A 17,977-nucleotide genomic window follows, 5' to 3' on the forward strand; every position below is an offset into this window, starting at 1 on the left:
CGCCACCGCGCTGCCCGTGGGCAGCGGCGCCGGGCTGACCGAGGGCCTGCCACCGCGCACGCTGTTCCTGCCCTGGGGCGAGCGCCGTCTGGGCCAGCTCAATGTGCAGCACCGCGGCACAGGCAAGCCCTGGGTGGCCCTGCAGTCCGTGGCTGCCGTGCCGCGCACCCAGCCGCTGAATGCCGGCTATGTGCTGCGCAAGACCGTGACCGCCGTGCAGGGGGCTGACGCCCAGCGCTGGCAGCGCGGCGACGTGGTGCGCGTGCGCCTGGAGGTGCAGGCCAGCGCGGACATGACCTGGGTGGCGCTGAGCGACCCGATCCCGGCCGGTGCCACCATCCTGGGCAACGGCCTGGGGCGCGATTCCATCGTGGCGCAGCAGGGTGAAGGCAAGGGCGCAGAAGGGGCCTGGCCGGCCTTCGTGGAGCGTGGTCAGGACAGCTACCGTGCGTACTGGGACTACCTGCCCAAGGGCACCAGCGTGGTCGAGTACACGCTGCGCCTGAACAACGCCGGCGACTTTGCGCTGCCGCCCACGCGGGCCGAGGCCTTGTACGCCCCCGAGATGTTTGGCGAGCTGCCGAACGCCCGCTGGAAGGTGGCGCAGCCCTGAGCATGCTGCTGATGCACCCCGGGCCTGCGGGCGTGGGCCTGGGATGGTCTGTGGCACGGCCCCGTCGCGCCGTGGCGACGGCCATGTCTGCGGTGGGCGCTTGGCCGCTCGTCCGCTCATGCGCATCCCACGGCCCGCCTGGGCCCAGCGTCCACACGTTTGGAGGGCCTTGGCCCTGCTGTCGATCCCGCGACGGACCGGACCCGCACGGGCCCCGACAATCCCCTCCCGGTACCCTTGCTTTCTTTTCACCGCCTGCTGCGAACGGCCTGCCATGCATTACCTGCTGACCTACCACTACACCGACGATTACCTGGAGCGCCGCGGCGCCTACCGCGACCAGCACCTGCGCCTGGGCTGGGAGGCGCATGAGCGCGGCCAGCTGCTGCTGGGCGGCACCGTGGGTGCCCCGGCACACAGCGCGGTGCTGGTGTTTGTCTGCGACAGCGCGCAGACAGTGGAGGACTTCGTGCAGGCCGACCCCTACTTCCAGCACGGCCTGGTGCGCAGCCACACCATCCAGCCCTGGAGCACGGTGCTGGGCGCCACGGCCAGCACGCCGGTGTACCCGGCCAAGCCGGCCTGAGGGTTGCTGGGGTCCGCCCCAGTCGCTTCGATATAAAGAGCGCATGGCGCGCGTTCAAACAAGGTTTGCGATGCATTCGATGCTGAAACCCTTGTAGAACGAGCGCCACGCGCTCTTTTTTTGCGCGGTGTTTGCCCGCGTGGCTCAGCAGGGCCAGGTCTGCAGGCGGTAGGCGCTGTCCCAGAACATCCACTCCAGCCGCGCGGCGTCGGTGTAGGCCGCGTGCATCTCGGCCAGCGTGCGGGCATCGGCCTGTGCGGCCACGGCATCCACGGTGGCGCGCACGGCGCGCACATGGGCGTGGAACTCGTCCCCGCCATAGGTGTCGATCCAGCCCTGGTAGGGGTTGTGCGCCACGCTGCGCGCCTGCAGGTGCACGCCGACTTCGGCATAGATCCAGAAGCAGGGCAGCAGGGCCGCCAGTGCGACGGGGTAGGAACGGCTCCAGGCCACGGACTGCAGGAAGTGGCAATAGTGGTGGCAGGTCGGCGACAGCGGCGTGCGGGCAAACTGCTCGGCGCTCACGGCGTATGCCTGCATGAAGCTGTGGTGCAGCTCCCGCTCGGCCACCACGGCCTCCTGGGCGGCGGCGGCAAACTGCACCACGCCCGGCGCATCGTCGGCCTTGGCCGCGGCCACGGCCAGGGCGCGGCCAAAGGCGACCAGGTAGTGCGCGTCCTGGATCATGTAGTGCTGGAACACGTCGCGCGGCAGGCTGCCATCGGCCAGGGTCTGGTTGAAGGGCAGGGCCAGCGTGGCCTCGAACAAGGCCAGGTTCTGTTGCCAGGCCTGCTGGCTGAATGTGGAAGAGTTGCTCATAAGACAGAAAATATGCACACAATGTCAAACCATGCCGCCAAGGGGCGTGCCCGCGCCCGGCCTGTGGCCAGGGCCCGGACGGTGCACCGCCCGCCAGCGGCCGACGACAGATTGCCGACAGAGAGATCATCATGCATTTAGTGACCTGGAATACCCAATGGTGCTGTGGCCTGGATGGGCGTTCCGATCCTGCGCGCATCGTGCAGGCGGTGCAGGCCCTGGGTCCCTGCGATGTGCTCTGCCTGCAGGAAATCGCGGTGAACTACCCGCAGCTGGCAGGCCAGCCCGGCGACCAGGTGGCGCAGCTGCAGGCCCTGCTGCCGGACTGGCAGGTCTTCTTTGGCGCGGCCGTGGACGAATGGACGCCGGCCGGCCGCCAGCGTTTTGGCAACCTGATCGCCACGCGCCTGCCGGTGCTGCAAGTGCAGCACTACCCCCTGCCTTATCCGGCCGACGCTGGCGTGCGCAGCATGCCCCGCATGTGCACCCAGGTCACGGTGCAGGACCCGCAGCTGGGCGCCGTGCGCGTGCTGACGACGCACCTGGAGTACTACTCCAAGCGCCAGCGCATGTCGCAGGTGCGCTACCTGCGCCGCCTGCACCTGGAGGCCCTGTCCCAGCTGTGCTGGGCGCCGCAGCCCGCGCAGGATGGCTCGCCCTTCCAGACCAAGGCCCACACGCCGCATGCGGTGCTCTGCGGGGATTTCAATTTCGAGGCCCATGAGCCCGAGTACGAAGCCATGGGCTCCCAGGCCGGCGTGATCGAATGCCTTGATGCCGGCTGGCCCGAACAGGTCGTGGGGGCCCGCTGGCACGATGCCTGGCGGGTGCTGTCGCCCCAGGCACCCCAGCCGCCCACCTTCAAGCTGTTTGACCGGACCTATGGCCCCGATCCCGTGGCCTGCGATTTCGTCTGGCTCAGCGACAGCCTGCGCGCGCAGGTGCGCAGCCTGGACGTGGAAGGCCAGACCCAGGCGTCGGACCACCAGCCCGTGCGCGTTGTCCTCGGTGCGTAGTTCCGGACTGCAGGGGCTGCCGCGCAGCCTCCGGGCCTGCCGTCGCAGCCTGCTCTGGCTGGGCTGCCTGCTGGTGCCGCTGGTGGCCCAGGCCCTGCCCAGCCCGCAAGAGGTGCGCCGCGGTTTTCAGCCATCGGAAACCTACATCCTGTCGCGCGAGGGCGAGCTGCTGCAGCGCCTGCGCACCGACCTGCAGGTGCGCCGTGGCCAGTGGGTGGCGCTGAGCGACACCTCGCCCGCGCTGCGCATGGCCTTGTTGGTCAGCGAGGACAAGCGCTTCTACGCCCACAGCGGCGTGGACTGGAAGGCTGTGTCGGCCGCCGCCTGGGGCCAGCTGTGGCACCGCCGCACGCGCGGGGCCAGCACCATCACCATGCAGCTGGCCGGCTTGCTGGACGAGGACTGGCGTGCCAGCAACCAGGGGCGCAGCGTGGGGCAGAAGCTGGGCCAGGCCGTGGCCGCCACGCAGTTGGAGCGCCAGTGGCGCAAGGACCAGATCCTCGAGGCCTACTTGAATCTGCTGCCCCTCCGGGGCGAGCTGGTGGGCATCGATGCCCTCAGCCGCAGCCTGTTTGGCAAGGCCGCGCACGGCCTGGACGCGGTCGAGGCCGCGATCGCCGCCGCCCTGGTGCGGGGCCCGAACGCCAGCCCCGAGGTGGTGGCCCAGCGGGCCTGCGGGGTCTGGCAGGACATGCAGGCCTGGGAGTCGCGTGCCGCGCCGCCGGCCGCAGACTGCGGTGCGATTGAATGGCGCACGCAGCAGAGCCTGCGTGCGCGGCTGTGGCCGGCCAGCGAGGGCCTGGCCCCGCACTGGGCCCAGCGCGTCTGGCAGTCGCAGCGCGAGGCGGCACAGGCCCCGTCCGCCCGGGTGACGACCACCGTCAGTGCCCCGGTACAGCGCCTGGCGGTCGAAAGCCTGCAGCGTCACCTGCGTGAGCTGCAGGGTCGCAATGTCGAGGACGGCGCCGTGCTGGTGCTGGACAACGCCAGCGGCCAGGTGCTGGCCTGGGTGGGCTCGTCGGGCGGGCTGAGCCAGGCTGCCGAGGTCGACGGTGTGCTGGCCTGGCGCCAACCGGGCTCCACGCTCAAGCCTTTCCTGTATGCCCAGGCGCTGCAGGAAGGGCGGGTGACGGCAGCTTCCTTGCTGGAGGACTCGCCCGCGCACATCGCCACGCCGTCCGGCCTGTACATCCCGCAGAACTACGACCGCAAGTTCAAGGGCTGGGTGTCCGTGCGCTCGGCCCTGGCAGGGTCGCTGAACGTGCCTGCCGTGCGCACCCTGGTGATGGTGACGCCGGACGCGTTTTTTAACCAGCTGCGCCAGCTGGGACTGCCGCTGCGTGAAAACGCCGGGTATTACGGCTACAGCTTGGCGCTGGGCAGCGCAGAAGTGCCGCTGCTGCATCTGACGAATGCCTACCGGGCCTTGGCCAACGGCGGCCAGTTTGCGCCCGTGGCACCTGCGGTTTTGGGTGCAGCGCCGCGCGCCAAGCCGGTGCAGGTGCTGTCGCCGCAAGCTGCATTTGTGGTGGGCGATATATTGTCGGACGCCCAAGCCCGCGCCAGCACCTTTGGGCTGGATAGCGTGCTGGCCACACGGTTTTGGACGGCGGTGAAAACCGGCACCAGCAAAGACATGCGCGACAACTGGGCGGTGGGCTGGTCGCAGCGCTACACCGTGGGCGTGTGGGTGGGCAATGCCTCGGGCGAGGCCATGCATAGCGTCAGTGGCAGCAGCGGTGCAGCGCCCATCTGGGCCGACATCATGGCCGCGCTGCATGCGCGGCTGCCCAGCCGTGCACCGTCAGTGCCCCCAGGCTTGCGCCCGCAGGCGGTGCAATTTGTGGCGGCTGCGGGTGCTGCGGCGCTAGAGCCGGGACGCAAGGAGTGGTTTCTGGAGGGAACGCAGCAGTCGGTGTTTGCTATAGAAGGTGAAGCTGCTAGCGCTAGAGATTCAAGCAATACAGGTATGAAAGTATCTGAAAAGACTAAGAATCAAGCGCAAGCAGCTATCAAAAATGTGTTGCCTGCCGTGCATGCCCAGATTGCGCAGCCGGTCAGCGGCACCATTTTGGCGCTGGACCCCGACATTCCACCCCAGCACCAGCGGGTGCAGCTGCAGGCCCGGCCTATGGGGGCGGGCAGTGCCGGTTGGCAGCCGCAGGGGCTGCGCTGGCAGTTGGTGACGCGCCAGCCGCACGCGGAAACCGTGCGCCAGGAGTTGGGGCGTGGCAGCCCTGTGGCGTGGTTGCCTTGGCCGGGGCGCCACCGGCTGGAGCTGCGGGATGCCGCAGACCAGTTGCAAGACAGTGTGGAACTGGAAGTGCGCGGTGCAGGGGCCCGTCAGCCACAACAGGTGGCACCTTCACCTGCATCTTCAGCACGTTCGCGCTGAGGGCGTGGTGCGGCCCAATGGGACGCAGAGAATCAGCGCTCGCGCACCAGCAAGTCGCCGGTGATCTCGGCCACGTTTTTCACGCTGGTCAGCGTCATGGCCACGCGCATTTCTTTTTCCAGCAGGTTCAGCAAGTTGGTCACGCCCGCGCCGCCTTCGGCAGCCAGGGCGTAGATGAAAGCGCGGCCAATCATCGTGCAGTCTGCGCCCAGTGCCAGCATGCGCACAATGTCCAGCCCGTTGCGGATGCCCGAGTCGGCCAAGATCTTGATCTGGCCTTTGACCGCGTCAGCAATCGCGGGCAGGGCGCTGGCCGATGACAGCACGCCATCAAGCTGGCGGCCGCCGTGGTTGGAGACGATGATGCCGTCGGCACCAAAGCGCACGGCATCCTTGGCATCTTCCGCGTCCAGAATGCCCTTGATGACCATGGGCCCCTTCCAGGAATCGCGAATCCATTCCAGGTCTTTCCAGGAGATGGAGGGGTCAAAGTTGGCCCCCAGATAGCCCATGTAGTCTTCCAGGCTGACGTTTTTGCCCATGTAGGTGGAGATGTTGCCCAGGGTGTGGGGGCGGCCCAGCAGGCCAACGTCCAGCGCCCACTGTGGGTGCAGCACGGACTGCACATAGCGGCGCATGGCCGCGTTGGGGCCGCTCATGCCAGAGTGTGCGTCGCGGTAGCGCGCTCCCGGCACGGGCATGTCGACCGTGAATACCAGGGTGGAAACGCCGGCCGCCTGCGCGCGTTCCAGCGCGTTTTTCATGAAGCCGCGGTCTTTGAGCACGTACAGCTGGAACCACATGGGGCGGTTGAGCTTGGGGGCAACCTCCTCGATCGGGCAGACCGAGACGCTGGACATGGTGAAGGGAATGTCTTTTTGGTCAGCGGCCATGGCGGCCTGCACTTCACCGCGGCGCGCGAACATGCCCGTCAGGCCGACGGGGGCCAGTGTTATGGGCATCGATAGCTTTTCGCCAAACAGCTCAATGCTGGTGTCCAGCTGGCTCATGTCTTTGAGCACGCGCTGGCGCAGGGCCACGTTGGCCAAGTCATCCACGTTGCGGGCCAGTGTTTTTTCTGCGTAAGCACCACCGTCAATGTAGTGAAACAGAAACGGAGGCAAACGCTTTTGTGCCGCAGCACGGTAGTCGGTGGTGGAGGAAATAATCATGACGAGGTCGCAACAGAAGGTGAAAGGCGTCCCAGGCGCTGAAGCCGGGCCGTGTCTGCATCGGCTTGGGTGAGTTTGTCGTGGACAAAATTCAGGTGATCGCTGATCACGCTGCGGGCTTGCTCCGGCTCGCCATTCAAAATGGCTTGCATGAGCTGGTAGTGCTGTTGCGTCAGTTGCTCCAGCACTTTGGTGTTGTCATGCACAAACATCAGGCGGCGGTTTTCGGCCACGGTGTTGAGCATCAGCTCAAACAGGCTGCGCATGACTTGCACGATGACGGCATTGTGGGAAGCCTCCGCAATCGCCAGATGGAACTGCGCATCGGCATTCGCAGAGGCTTCGGTATCTTGCAGGTGCTGGTAGTGCAGCAAAGCGTCAAAGCTGCGCTGAATGCGCGTCTTGTCCTGGGCGGTTGCGCGCTGGGCCGCATGCCAGGCGGTGCTGACTTCCAAGCTTTGGCGGGTTTCCAGTACATCGTAGCGGTACTGGGGGTCATCGCGCATCAGGGGAACCAGCGGGGAGATGACCTGCTCATGCCAGTTGGGCTGGCTGGGCGGGGTTTGCACAAAGGTGCCAGCCCCGATACGGCTCTCCAGCATGCCGCGGCTGGAGAGTTTTTGAATGGCTTCGCGCAGTGCGGTGCGCGACACACCCAGTTCTTCGGCCAGCTGTCGCTCGGCGGGCAGACGCTGGCCGGGCTGCAGCTGGCGCTGCTGAATGAGGGTGTGGAGCTGCTCGGCTATCTGATCGGAAATTCGCATGTTGCTGACTCTGTCCATAATGCCCACAGCGAATTCGTTGATCCCGTCGAGATAGCCGAGGCAGCTGCTTTAGCGCGCAGCGGCCAGGTTTTGGCCTTGGTGCCCGCCAGCTGCCAAAGGCTTGCCCTTGGTCATCGACAGGGCCGCCAGCACCACCACCAGCCACACGGCAGCAGCTATCCACCAACCCAGGCTACCGGTGATGAGCGCTTGGCCAATCAAGCCCGCTTGAATGCAGTAGTAGGCCATAGGAACCAAGGTCTTGCGGATGACTTCACCTTCACGGTTCATCATGCCCACCACAGCGCCCGCAGCGACCACGTTGTGCACGCAGATCATGTTGCCTGCAGCACCGCCCACCGCTTGCAATGCCACGACGACGGCGGACTGGTCCAGATTCAGGGCAATTTGCTGTGCCGTAGAGAACTGGAAGTACGCGAACATCATGTTGCTGACGGTGTTGGAGCCTGCAATGAATGCACCCAGGCTACCCACCCAAGGCGACACGTTGGGCCATGCATTGCCGGCCAGGGCGGCGGCACCCTGTGCCAGCACCAAAGGCATGCTCAGCATGGAGCCGTCAGCCGATGCGGAATTGATGAACACCTGCACCATCGGCACGGCCAGCAGCAGGGCGGGCGCGCCTCCACCATGGTGTGTGCGGAAGACTTCACAGCGCGACCATATTGGCCTTGCTTCATGCTGAAGATCAAGATGCAGGCCAGCGATGCCAGGATCAGGATGAAACCGGGCGAGTACAGGAACTGTGCCGAGGGCGAGATATTGGTGCCAAACAGCGCAGGAATCTTCAGCGTGGTCAAAGGGCCGGTCAAAAAGGCCTTCAGCGGTGCCACGGTGCGGGTGAGGATCAGCAGGGCAACCACCAGCACATAGGGCGAAAACGCACGCAGCACCGAGAACTTGGCAGCGCTGGTCGCAGAGCTGTCAGCATCGTTAGAGACGGTGCCCAGCCACTTTTGCTCCCACGCTGCACGGGGAGGAAAGTCAAAGCTTTGTTTGGGAACCAAGAAGCCTTTTTTGGCAGCGCTGATCACGATGACCAGACCCACCAGTGCACCGACCATCGAGGGGAACTCAGGGCCTAATACGCGGGCAATCAGGTAGTACGGCAGGGTGAAGGCCACGCCGGCAAACAGTGCAAATTTCCAAGCTTTGAGGCCTTCGGTGAAGGATTGTTGGGCACCGAAGAAGCGGGTGAGCATGCCGCACAGAATCAGCGGAATCACGAAACCCACCAGCGCGTGAACCATGGCCACGTTTTCCACGATTTGCTGCAGGTACTCCAGCGGTTGCATGGGGGCCAGCAATTGCGCTACATCGGTCTTGTTGTCAATGCCCGAACGCACGCCCACCAGCATGGGGGTACCTACCGCGCCAAAGGACACAGGGGTGGACTGGATGACCAGCACCGCCATAACCGCAGCCATGGCTGGGAAGCCCAGGGCCAGCAGCAAAGGAGCGCCCACGGCAGAAGGCGTGCCAAAGCCCGACGAGCCTTCAATCAGCGAACCAAACAGCCACGCCACGATGATGACTTGCACGCGGCGGTCAGGAGAGACATCCATGAAGCCTTGGCGAATGGCCAGCAGTGCACCGCTTTCTTTGAGGGTGTTGAGCAGCAACACTGCACCGAAAACGATAAACAGCAAGGTGATGGCCGTTACCACTCCGTTGATGGTGGCGGCCGCGATTACCGCACCCGGCGCCTGCCACACAAACAGTGCCAGCAGTGCTGTGACCAAGTAGGCCGAACTCATGGAGAGTTTGGCCGACCGCCCTAAAACCACCATCAAAAGAAACACCACCGCAATCGGGGTGAGGGCTAAAAGCGTGTGTCCAATATTCATGTGTGATGTCTCCAAGGGTGGCTGCGCACGGGCGCGTGGCTTATGAATGCCACGTCACCTTTGCATAGTTTTAATTGGTCGTACCAATATTATTTAATGTTGAACTGCAGATTGTAAAAGTCATTACATGGACTCTATTAAACGGTTTTTGTCTGTTTTTTCGTGGTTTACCCTTGTTTTTTGTTGATTGGTCATACCAATCGGTGTGCAAGTTCAACGCTTATCCACACGTAGGGAGTGCGATTGCATAAGCCCGCTTTGGCACCCCATCGATGGCTTTCGGTAATGCAGCGTTTAAAAAATGCAGCACAGGCATTGCGCTGCATCTAAGTGTCAAGTCCAGGATGATTGGCTGCTTAAAAACAAGCGCCCTTTGCTCCATGGTCGAGAAGGTGCTGCACGCCAGCGGTGGTGTGGCGCTGTACCCCGACCATGCCCTGCAGTGGGATGCGCTGCTGCACTGTGCCGATACGGCGATGTACGCGTCCAAGCAGGCCGGGCGCCACCAGATTCGCTTGTACCAGGTCCACGCAGAGGCTGCGTTGCTGGCGCGGGCGGAAGTCGCCGCACAGGCGGTCGTCGGCCCCAAGGCGTAAGCCACACTTTTCGCCATCTTGCTTGCGCACGGTGTGCATGCCCAGGCTGGGTGGTGGCAGGGCTTGGAGTGCATGACGACGCACTACGATATGCGCCATGACTGCAATGACTGAATGAAGAAGGGCTGACCTGTGGCTGACCTGTCCAAAATAACCTGTATTGAAGACCTGCGCGTGATCGCCCAGCGCCGCGTGCCGCGCATGTTTTATGACTATGCCGATTCGGGCTCGTACACCCAGGGCACCTACCGCGCCAACGAGGCAGAGTTCCAGAAGATCAAGCTGCGCCAGCGCGTGGCGGTGAATATGGAAGGGCGCAGCACGCGCACCACCATGGTCGGCCAGGACGTGGCCATGCCGGTGGCGATCGCGCCCACGGGCCTGACGGGCATGCAGCACGCGGATGGCGAGATCCTGGCGGCCAAGGCGGCCAAGGCCTTCGGCATCCCCTTCACGCTGTCGACCATGAGCATCTGCTCGCTGGAAGACATTGCCACCCACACCGACCGCCACCCCTTCTGGTTCCAGCTGTATGTGATGCGTGACCGCGGCTTCATGGAGCGCCTGATCGACCGCGCCAAGGCGGCCAACTGCTCGGCGCTGCAGCTGACGCTGGACCTGCAGATCCTGGGCCAGCGCCACAAGGACATCAAGAACGGCCTGTCGACCCCGCCCAAGCCCACGCTGGCCAACCTGATCAACCTGGCCACCAAGCCCCGCTGGTGCCTGGGCATGCTGGGCACCCGGCGCCGCAGCTTCGGCAACATCGTCGGCCATGTGGACGGCGTGGCCGACATGTCCTCGCTGTCGTCGTGGACGGCCGACCAGTTCGACCCGCGCCTGAACTGGGGCGACGTGGAGTGGATCAAAAAGCGCTGGGGCGGCAAGCTCATCCTCAAGGGCATCATGGATGTGGAAGATGCCCGCTTGGCCGCGCAAAGCGGTGCGGACGCGCTGATCGTCAGCAACCACGGCGGCCGCCAGCTGGATGGCGCGCCGTCGTCGATCGAGGCCCTGCCCGCGATTGCGCAGGCCGTGGGCCAGGACATCGAAGTGTGGATGGACGGCGGCATCCGCAGCGGCCAGGACGTGCTCAAGGCGCGCGCGCTGGGCGCCCAGGGCACCCTGATCGGGCGCAGTTTCCTGTACGGTCTGGGGGCCTTCGGCCAGGACGGCGTGACCCGCGCGCTGCAGATCATCCAGAAGGAACTGGACACCACCATGGCCTTCTGCGGCCACACCAACATCAACAACGTGGGCACCGACATCCTGCTGCCCGGCACCTACCCCCAGCCCTGGCACGACCGCGGCTGAGCCGTGCGCCGGTACCTGCCGCGCTGCGTGGCAGGTGGGTGGGCATATTGAAAAAAGAGCGGCTGGCGCTTGTGCAGGCTGGGTTTCAATGTAAAAAGTATCTGAAACCAAGGTCTGGCAAGCGCCAGCCGCTTCTTTTTTATCTGTCGTTGCTGGCTGTGCCCGCCGTCGCCAATCGGCGCGAGACGCCCTGGCCCCCGCGCCGTATGCTGCCAGCCCATGTCTGAATCGCTTGTTTCCTGGATGTGGCTGTGGGTGCCCATCACCCTGTTTGCGGCCCTGGCCCAGACCGTGCGCAACACGGCCCAGCGCAGCCTGACCCAGCAGCTGGGCACGCTGCCCGCCACGCTGGTGCGCTTTCTGTACGGCCTGCCGTTTGCGGCCGTGTTCCTGCTGCTGCTGTACGTGCTGCCGGCGCAGCCCCCGGCGCTACCGCATTTCAGCGCCGCCTACCTGGCCTGGATCACGCTGGGCGCGGTGTTCCAGGTGGCGGCCACGGCGGCGCTGCTGCTGGCCATGAAGGAACGCAATTTCGCCGTGGCGGTCACGCTGTCCAAGACCGAGATCCTGCAGGTCGCCCTGTTCGGGGCCGTGTTCCTGCACGAGCTGCCCACGGCCCTGGCACTGGCGGCCATGGTGATTGCCACCGTCGGGGTGCTGCTGCTGTCGCTGCCGCCGCGCGGGCAGCTGCTGTCGCTGCAGGCCTGGTTCAGCAAGTCGGCGCTGTACGGCTTGGCCTGTGGGGCGTGCTTTGCGATTGCGGTCATCGGCTTTCGCGGCGGTGCGCTGGCGCTGCAGGCGCAGACGCCGTGGCTGTCGGGCGCCTGGGGCGTGCTGGTGGCCCAGACCCTGCAAAGCATCGTGCTGGGGGCCTGGGTGGCCTTCAAGACGCCGCAGGGCATCCGGCCCATCTTCCGGGCCTGGCGCATCTCGCTGCTGGCCGGCTCCATGGGGGCGGCGGCCTCGCTGGCCTGGTTCACCGCCTATGCCATGCAAAGCGCGGCGGCGGTGCGCACCCTGGGCATGGTGGAGGTGGTCTTCAGCTACCTGGTGTCGCGCCGCATGCTCAGCGAGCAGTTCAAACGCGCCGAGCTGCTGGGCATGGCGCTGATGGTGCTGGGCCTGGTCCTGATCTGCCTGCAAGGGGTCTGAAACTCTGGCGACAATAGGGCGGTGAGCCCTGCCGACCTGCCCCGCCGTATCGCCCATCTGGACATGGACGCCTTCTTTGCGTCCGTGGAACTGCTGCGCTACCCGCAGCTGCAGGGCCTGCCGGTGGTGATCGGCGGCAGCCGCCACACGCCCGAGCATGAACAGGCCCTGCTGGACCGTTGGGGCACGCTGGCGGCCATTCCCGTCGAGGCTTTTGCGCGCCTGGGCGGCTATGTGGGGCGCGGCGTGATCACCACCGCCACCTACCCTGCGCGGCAGTTCGGCGTGGGCTCGGCCATGGGCATGATGAAGGCGGCGCGCCTGTGTCCGCAGGCCATCCTGCTGCCCATCGACTTTGCGCGCTACCGCCAGTTTTCGCGCGCCTTCAAGCAGGTCATCCTCTCCATCGCGCCGGTGATGGAGGACCGCGGCGTAGACGAGGTCTACATCGACTTCACTGAGGTGCCCGGCGGCCAGGACGAGGGTGGGCGCGTGCTGGCCGCGCGCATCCAGGCCGCCATCCGCGCCGAGACGGGCTTGACCTGTTCCGTGGGGGTGGCCCCCAACAAGCTGCTGGCCAAGATGGCCAGCGAATTCGAAAAACCCCATGGCATCTCCATCGTCCAGCCGCAGGACCTGGCCACGCGCATCTGGCCCTTGCCGTGCCGCAAGATCAATGGCATCGGTCCCAAAGCCGGTGCCCGGCTGGAGCAGTTGGGCATCCAGCGGATTGGTGAGCTGGCCGCCTGCAGCCTGCCCTGGCTGGTGCAGCATTTCGGCAAATCGTATGGGGCCTGGCTGCATGCGGTGTCGCATGGGCTGGATGATCGCCCGGTGGTCACGCACAGCGAGCCGGTCAGCATGAGCCGTGAAACCACCTTCGAGCGCGACCTGCATGTGCGCGAGGACAAGGCGGAGCTGGGCGCCATCTTCACGCGCCTGTGCGAACGCGTGGCCGAGGACCTGCAGCGCAAGGGCTATGCCGGCCGCACGGTGGGCGTGAAGCTGCGCTACGCCAATTTCAAGAGCGTGACACGCGAGGTGACGGTGGAGCACTACACCCAGGATGCCGCCACGATCCGCCGCATTGCCGGGCAGTGCCTCAAGCGCGTGCCACTGGCCCAGAGCATTCGCTTGCTGGGGGTGCGCGTGGGCAGCCTGGTGCACTGGGATGCCCAGACGCACCAGGCCGATGGACCACCGTTGCCTGGTGCGCGCCGCCCGGCCGGCGGCAGCGCCGATCCGCTGTCGCTGCCGCTGTTTTAGCCCGCACTGGTCGGGTCCGGCAGGGCGGTTGCACTGGTTTGGTGCTTAAAAACGTGGCAATTGTGAGCAACTGCAACCTGGTTGTGCGATGATGCGAGGTTTTCTTGCGCGCGGCCGTGGTTTGCTTATGGCAAATCAATATGTGCGGGTGCAAGTTGTGTCAGTTAGTTTGGAGATGCAGCGTGCGAGCGAATTTCCCCGTTACCCAAAACAATTACGATTTTCCGGGCGATGAACTGCTGGTATCGGTGACCAATACCAAGGGCGAGATCACGCACTGCAACCCGGCGTTTGTGCGTGTGAGTGGTTATGCCTACGAGGACCTGATCGGGCAGCCGCACAACCTGATCCGCCACCCGGACATGCCCGAGGGGGCGTTCAAGGACATGTGGCGCACGATCGGCAACGGCTACCCCTGGACGGGCATCGTGAAGAACCGCCGCAAGAACGGCGACCACTACTGGGTGCGTGCCAACGTCACCCCCATCATGGAGGGGGCCGGCCCAGGGCTATCTGTCGGTGCGCACCAAGCCGGCGGTCCAGGACATCCAGGCGGCCGAGGCGCTGTATGTGCAGATGAACCAGGAAGCCCAGGCCGGTGCCGAAACCATGCGCCTGCGTGCCGGGGAAGTGCGCCGTCTGGGCTGGCGCGGCCTGTGGGCGCAGCGCAGCGATGTCGGCCTGCTGGCGCGCATGGTGCTGATGCTGGCCACCGTGGCGGCACTGACCTTGCTGCCCGATGTGCTGGGCTGGCAGGGCGTGGCGGCCTGGGGCACGCGCCTGGCGGTGCTGCTGCTGGGCGGTGCCTGGGTGGCATGGCGCTTCGAGTCGCGCTGTGTGCGCGGCATCGAGCAGGCCAGTGCCTGGGCGGCCCAGATGGCCAGCTGCAACCTGTCGAGTACCTGCAGCCACAACTACACCGGCAGCGTGGGCACCCTGATGGCCCGCCTGCACCAGATCCAGATCAACCTGCATGCGGTGGTCGGAGACGTGCTGACGGAGGTCCAGGGCTTCAACGACATGTCCAAGGAGATGGCGCACGCCAGCCTGGACCTGGCCAAGCGCACGGAGTCGCAATCGTCCAGCCTGCAGCAGACGGCCGCGTCGATGGAAGAGATCGCCGGCACGGTGCTGCAAACGGCCGAGACCGCCCAGCAAATGGAGCAGGAAAGCAACCAGAGCAAAACGGTCGTGGGGCGCAGCGGACAGGCCATCCAGGATGTCGGCGGGGCCATGGAGCGCATCCGCGCATCGTCGACCCGCATGAGCGAAATCATCAGCGTGATCGAAAGCATCGCCTTCCAGACCAATCTGCTGGCCTTGAACGCGGCCGTGGAAGCGGCCCGTGCCGGCGAGCAGGGCCGTGGCTTTGCCGTGGTGGCGGGCGAAGTGCGCGCCCTGGCCCAGCGCAGTGCCTCGGCGGCCAAGGAAATCAGCGTGCTGATCCACCAGACCGTGGATGGCATCAACGACGGCAATGCGCGCATGCAGGCGGCCGGTAAAACGATTGACGGCATGGTCGAGGCTGTGGAACGCGTCAGCCACCTGGTGCGTGAAATCAGCCTGGCCACGCGCGAGCAATCGCAGGGCATTGCCCAGGTCAACGAAGCCGTGGCCAACCTGGATTCCATGACCCAGCAGAACGCCGCCCTGGTGGAGCAATCCACGGGATCTGCGGAACAGCTGAACACGAACGCCCAGCGTTTGCAGCGCTCGGTCTCGTTCTTCAAACTGACGTGAGCACGACAGGCCCCGACAAGCAGCCCCAGGGCTGCTTTTTTTATGCCGGTTTGTGTAACAACTTAGACGCTGAAACCGGTGAGCTTGGTTAGCATGCAGGGATGCAAGTTTTGTTCATTATTTTGGCAATACTGGCGTTGCTGCTGTGGTGGGTGCGAAGCCGGGGCCCGCGCCAGCCAGCACCGCAGCGTGCCAAGCCATTGCCCGCAGCCGCCGTGGCCATGGAGCCCGAGCCGCCACCTCCGCCGGACAGCGATGTGAAGTTCCGCATGCGCGGCGAGCGAGGCATGGGCGGTCCCATCTATGGGGATGTGCTGTGCAGCGATGGGGTGTACTTGCCCTACGTCTGGGAATCGGACTTTCACACCTCGTTCGATGGCCGCTGGATTCGGACCGGCTCGTATGGGGATTCCACACCACGCCTGCTGGACCGCAAGAACCGCTGCAGCTGGCTGATGAGCGTGGCCGAAGCCAGCCTGGTGGACGATTTGCATTGGCGCCTGCCGCGCTGGAACGGTGAAAGCCAGGGGGGCAACGGCGTGGCCGCCGAAGGCCGCCATGTGCTCAGCGACGGCATCTTCGAGGCCTGGCTGGCCAAGCACGTCAGCGGCAAGGCACAAGCCTTGGTCGGGGTGTGCGACCTGTGGATCCCTGCTGATTGTGTGCCGGTGCAGGCACAGGCCATCCCACCCGCGATCGCACAGCAAGACAACGCCGTGGTCCAGGTGGCCGTGGAGCGCCACTGGCCAATCTCCTTGCGGGTGCTGGACGACCCGCTGGAGCCTTTGCTCCATCCGCAGTGGCAACTGCAGATCAATGGCGAGCCCCAGCAGTGGACGATTGACAGCCAGAGCCCGTTTGTCTGGCGCCCGGATGGCCAGGCCTTCGCCAGCTATGGTTACCCGGTCACGGACAGCGCGCATAAGCCCAAGATGCGCCTGGGGGTGTGGAGCCTGGCGCTGGGCCGGCAGCAATGGTCTTACTGGATGCCGGAGGACCGTAAGCCCTGGACGGTCAACCTGCACCTGCCGCAGGAAGCTGCGGGCTATCCCTCGCTGAGCTGGGAGGGCGAGGAGCTGCTGCAGTGTGTGGAGATGGACACCCCGCAGCTGGAACGCCTGCACGATGGCCGCAGCATCGCCTGCGTGGTGGGAGACGCGGTGCAGGGACGGGTGCAGCACCGGCCTGACGGACGCCCGCTGGTCAAGCCCTTGCCGGTGCGGCTGTTCCGCTGGCGCCGGGATCTGCACAACCCCTTGCACTGGGAGGCGCAGAGCCTGCCGGTGGCGGGCCAGTCCCTGAGCTGGAGCCTGGTGCACGAGGCCAAGGACGAGCCCGGGGCGACCCCGGCGTATGCCGTGCAATGGGGTGAGCACCAGCTGCCCGGGTTGTGGGAGCTGGAACACCTGGTGGTCGATGGCCAGTGGGCGCTGCTGTGCCCCTGGGGGCCGTCACCGCTGCAAGGGGCCAAGCCGGTGCCCTGGGTCTGGGACGGCAAGCAACTGAATGCGATCGAGATGCACTGGCCGGTGTTGCGCATGCGCCCACACCTGCAGCGGGGGCGGGCGCAGTTGCTGGTGCTGGTGGGCTGTGGCCCGGACAACAGCAACCATGCCAGCAGCGGCTTGTGGCGCTGGCCGCTGCAGGTGGCCGATGAGGTCAACCTGGCCAAGCCCGGCTGGACCCCGGCGTACGAATGGCGGGAAGTGGGCGTGAACGCGCAAGGCGTGTGGAAGCTGCTGCCGCGCTGGCGCGAGGTGCGCCAGATCCAGCACCCCTGCGCCGATGGCGACTATGTCTGGCGCCTGCCGGCCTCACACGATGCGGCATGGTGGTGGGGGGGGCTGACCAACCACATGAACAACGAGTGGGCGCCGGAAGCCGCGCGCTGCGAAGGCGTGCTGGTCACACAGTCGGGGGCCGTGCTGTGCGGTGTGGGCCCCAGCGTCTGCCCGCACTATGCGGGCGACGGCTGGCTGGTGCTGGAATGGCTGGCGCGCGGGCAGCACAACGAGCCCCACCACTGGAAGCTGCACTGGCTGCGCCCGCACAAGCATGAAGTCTGGACGCTGGAGCTGCGGGCCTTCACCCCGGTGGTGCAAGGCTGGGATGCGCAGCAGGGCGTGCAGTGGATGGACGAGGGCCTGCCGGTGGCCGAGGCCGCCACGCAGGAGTCTGCCGCACCTGCGCCAGAGATCCAGTACAACGTGATTGCCCCCATGCGCTGGGAGTCCGCGCAGCTTGATGTGCTCAAGCAAAGCGCGGCCGGTTTGTGGATTCGCAAGCAGGATGCGGTGTACGCCGATGCGATCGTGCTGCGCGATGATTGGCCCTGGGTGCGGGCCCCGGCCGCTGTGCGCACGGCATAAAAAACCGGCTTCGAGGAGCCGGTTTTTTTATGGTGCCTGCAGCAAGCAGGCGCTGCAGGGCAGGAAGCTTTAGGGCTTGTTGCCGGTCGGGAAGGGCCAGGCAGCCTGGGGAGCCAGCACGGTCTTGGCCACAGGCGCTGTGGTCTCTGTGGCAGGCGCAGCAGCCTTCTTGGCAGACGCAGCGGCCTTCTTGGCAGCAGGAGCCGCAGCCTTCTTGGCAGCAGGTGCAGCGGCCTTCTTGGCAGCAGGAGCCGCAGCCTTCTTGGCAGCAGGAGCCGCAGCCTTCTTGGCAGCAGGTGCAGCGGCC

Annotated in this window: 14 protein-coding genes and 2 pseudogenes; 10 read left to right on the top strand and 6 right to left on the bottom strand. The window is 65.6% G+C overall.

Translation table 11 applies throughout. The annotated features are described in order from the left end of the window. Together SJH88_RS15120 and SJH88_RS15125 are read left to right on the top strand one after the other, a co-directional pair. A partial coding sequence (locus SJH88_RS15120) for an alpha-2-macroglobulin family protein (RefSeq protein ID WP_274754956.1) occupies window positions 1-613 on the top strand: 613 nt, incomplete at its 5' end. A gap of 274 nt (window positions 614-887) precedes the next feature. Further along, window positions 888-1,199, top strand: coding sequence for a YciI-like protein (locus SJH88_RS15125; protein ID WP_043380686.1), 312 nt, complete (start codon window positions 888-890; stop codon window positions 1,197-1,199). 144 nt (window positions 1,200-1,343) lie between these two features. Here SJH88_RS15125 and tenA read toward each other — a convergent pair whose 3' ends face one another. After that, window positions 1,344-2,018 (bottom strand): thiaminase II, encoded by a 675-nt coding sequence (tenA, locus tag SJH88_RS15130; protein ID WP_043380689.1) that lies wholly within the window; start codon window positions 2,016-2,018, stop codon window positions 1,344-1,346. Window positions 2,019-2,149: 131 nt separating this feature from the next. On the opposite strand from tenA, the gene SJH88_RS15135 reads away from it, so the two are divergent. Both SJH88_RS15135 and pbpC read left to right on the top strand, forming a co-directional pair. Further along, the gene (locus SJH88_RS15135) at window positions 2,150-3,034 is read left to right on the top strand and encodes an endonuclease/exonuclease/phosphatase family protein (protein ID WP_274754957.1); all 885 of its coding nucleotides are present in this window, start codon (window positions 2,150-2,152) and stop codon (window positions 3,032-3,034) included. After that, complete coding sequence (gene pbpC, locus SJH88_RS15140) at window positions 3,027-5,429, top strand: penicillin-binding protein 1C (protein WP_420921746.1); 2,403 nt, start codon at window positions 3,027-3,029, stop codon at window positions 5,427-5,429. The genes SJH88_RS15135 and pbpC overlap by 8 nt, the downstream gene beginning before the upstream one ends. Window positions 5,430-5,461: 32 nt before the next feature. On the opposite strand, the gene lldD is transcribed toward pbpC, so the two are convergent. The 4 genes from lldD to SJH88_RS15160 form a co-directional block, all read right to left on the bottom strand. After that, window positions 5,462-6,601, bottom strand: a complete 1,140-nt coding sequence (lldD, locus tag SJH88_RS15145; protein ID WP_274754958.1) for an FMN-dependent L-lactate dehydrogenase LldD — start codon at window positions 6,599-6,601, stop codon at window positions 5,462-5,464. Continuing rightward, window positions 6,598-7,365 (bottom strand): transcriptional regulator LldR, encoded by a 768-nt coding sequence (gene lldR, locus SJH88_RS15150; protein WP_234686912.1) that lies wholly within the window; start codon window positions 7,363-7,365, stop codon window positions 6,598-6,600. Before lldR ends, lldD begins: the two co-directional genes overlap by 4 nt. A 69-nt stretch (window positions 7,366-7,434) precedes the next feature. Then, the gene (locus tag SJH88_RS15155) at window positions 7,435-7,938 is read right to left on the bottom strand and encodes an L-lactate permease (protein WP_331700120.1); all 504 of its coding nucleotides are present in this window, start codon (window positions 7,936-7,938) and stop codon (window positions 7,435-7,437) included. After that, on the bottom strand, window positions 7,932-9,233 hold the full coding sequence (locus SJH88_RS15160; RefSeq protein ID WP_274754959.1) for an L-lactate permease: 1,302 nt from the start codon (window positions 9,231-9,233) through the stop codon (window positions 7,932-7,934). The genes SJH88_RS15155 and SJH88_RS15160 overlap by 7 nt, the downstream gene beginning before the upstream one ends. A 344-nt stretch (window positions 9,234-9,577) precedes the next feature. Here SJH88_RS15160 and SJH88_RS15165 point away from each other — a divergent pair, with 344 nt between their 5' ends. The 6 genes and pseudogenes from SJH88_RS15165 to SJH88_RS15190 all read left to right on the top strand — a co-directional run bounded on the left by SJH88_RS15165 (window position 9,578) and on the right by SJH88_RS15190 (window position 17,670). Then, window positions 9,578-9,829: a diguanylate cyclase domain-containing protein gene (locus SJH88_RS15165; RefSeq protein WP_269147966.1), complete on the top strand. Its 252-nt coding sequence runs from the start codon at window positions 9,578-9,580 to the stop codon at window positions 9,827-9,829. A 132-nt stretch (window positions 9,830-9,961) separates the two neighbouring features. Next, window positions 9,962-11,143 (top strand): alpha-hydroxy acid oxidase, encoded by a 1,182-nt coding sequence (locus SJH88_RS15170; protein WP_274754960.1) that lies wholly within the window; start codon window positions 9,962-9,964, stop codon window positions 11,141-11,143. Between the two features lie 219 nt (window positions 11,144-11,362). Further along, window positions 11,363-12,295, top strand: coding sequence for a DMT family transporter (locus tag SJH88_RS15175; protein ID WP_274754961.1), 933 nt, complete (start codon window positions 11,363-11,365; stop codon window positions 12,293-12,295). A gap of 63 nt (window positions 12,296-12,358) precedes the next feature. Then, on the top strand, window positions 12,359-13,561 hold the full coding sequence (gene dinB, locus SJH88_RS15180; protein WP_274754965.1) for a DNA polymerase IV: 1,203 nt from the start codon (window positions 12,359-12,361) through the stop codon (window positions 13,559-13,561). A 182-nt stretch (window positions 13,562-13,743) separates the two neighbouring features. Continuing rightward, window positions 13,744-15,301, top strand: a pseudogene (locus SJH88_RS15185) (methyl-accepting chemotaxis protein). Window positions 15,302-15,411: 110 nt separating this feature from the next. After that, window positions 15,412-17,670: a hypothetical protein gene (locus tag SJH88_RS15190; protein WP_274754962.1), complete on the top strand. Its 2,259-nt coding sequence runs from the start codon at window positions 15,412-15,414 to the stop codon at window positions 17,668-17,670. A gap of 69 nt (window positions 17,671-17,739) precedes the next feature. Here the strand turns inward: SJH88_RS15190 and SJH88_RS15195 are convergent. After that, a pseudogene (locus SJH88_RS15195) lies at window positions 17,740-17,977 on the bottom strand (hypothetical protein); the annotation flags it as partial.

This window comes from Comamonas sp. GCA5 (assembly GCF_036541385.1).
Taxonomy (GTDB): domain Bacteria; phylum Pseudomonadota; class Gammaproteobacteria; order Burkholderiales; family Burkholderiaceae_C; genus Comamonas; species Comamonas aquatica.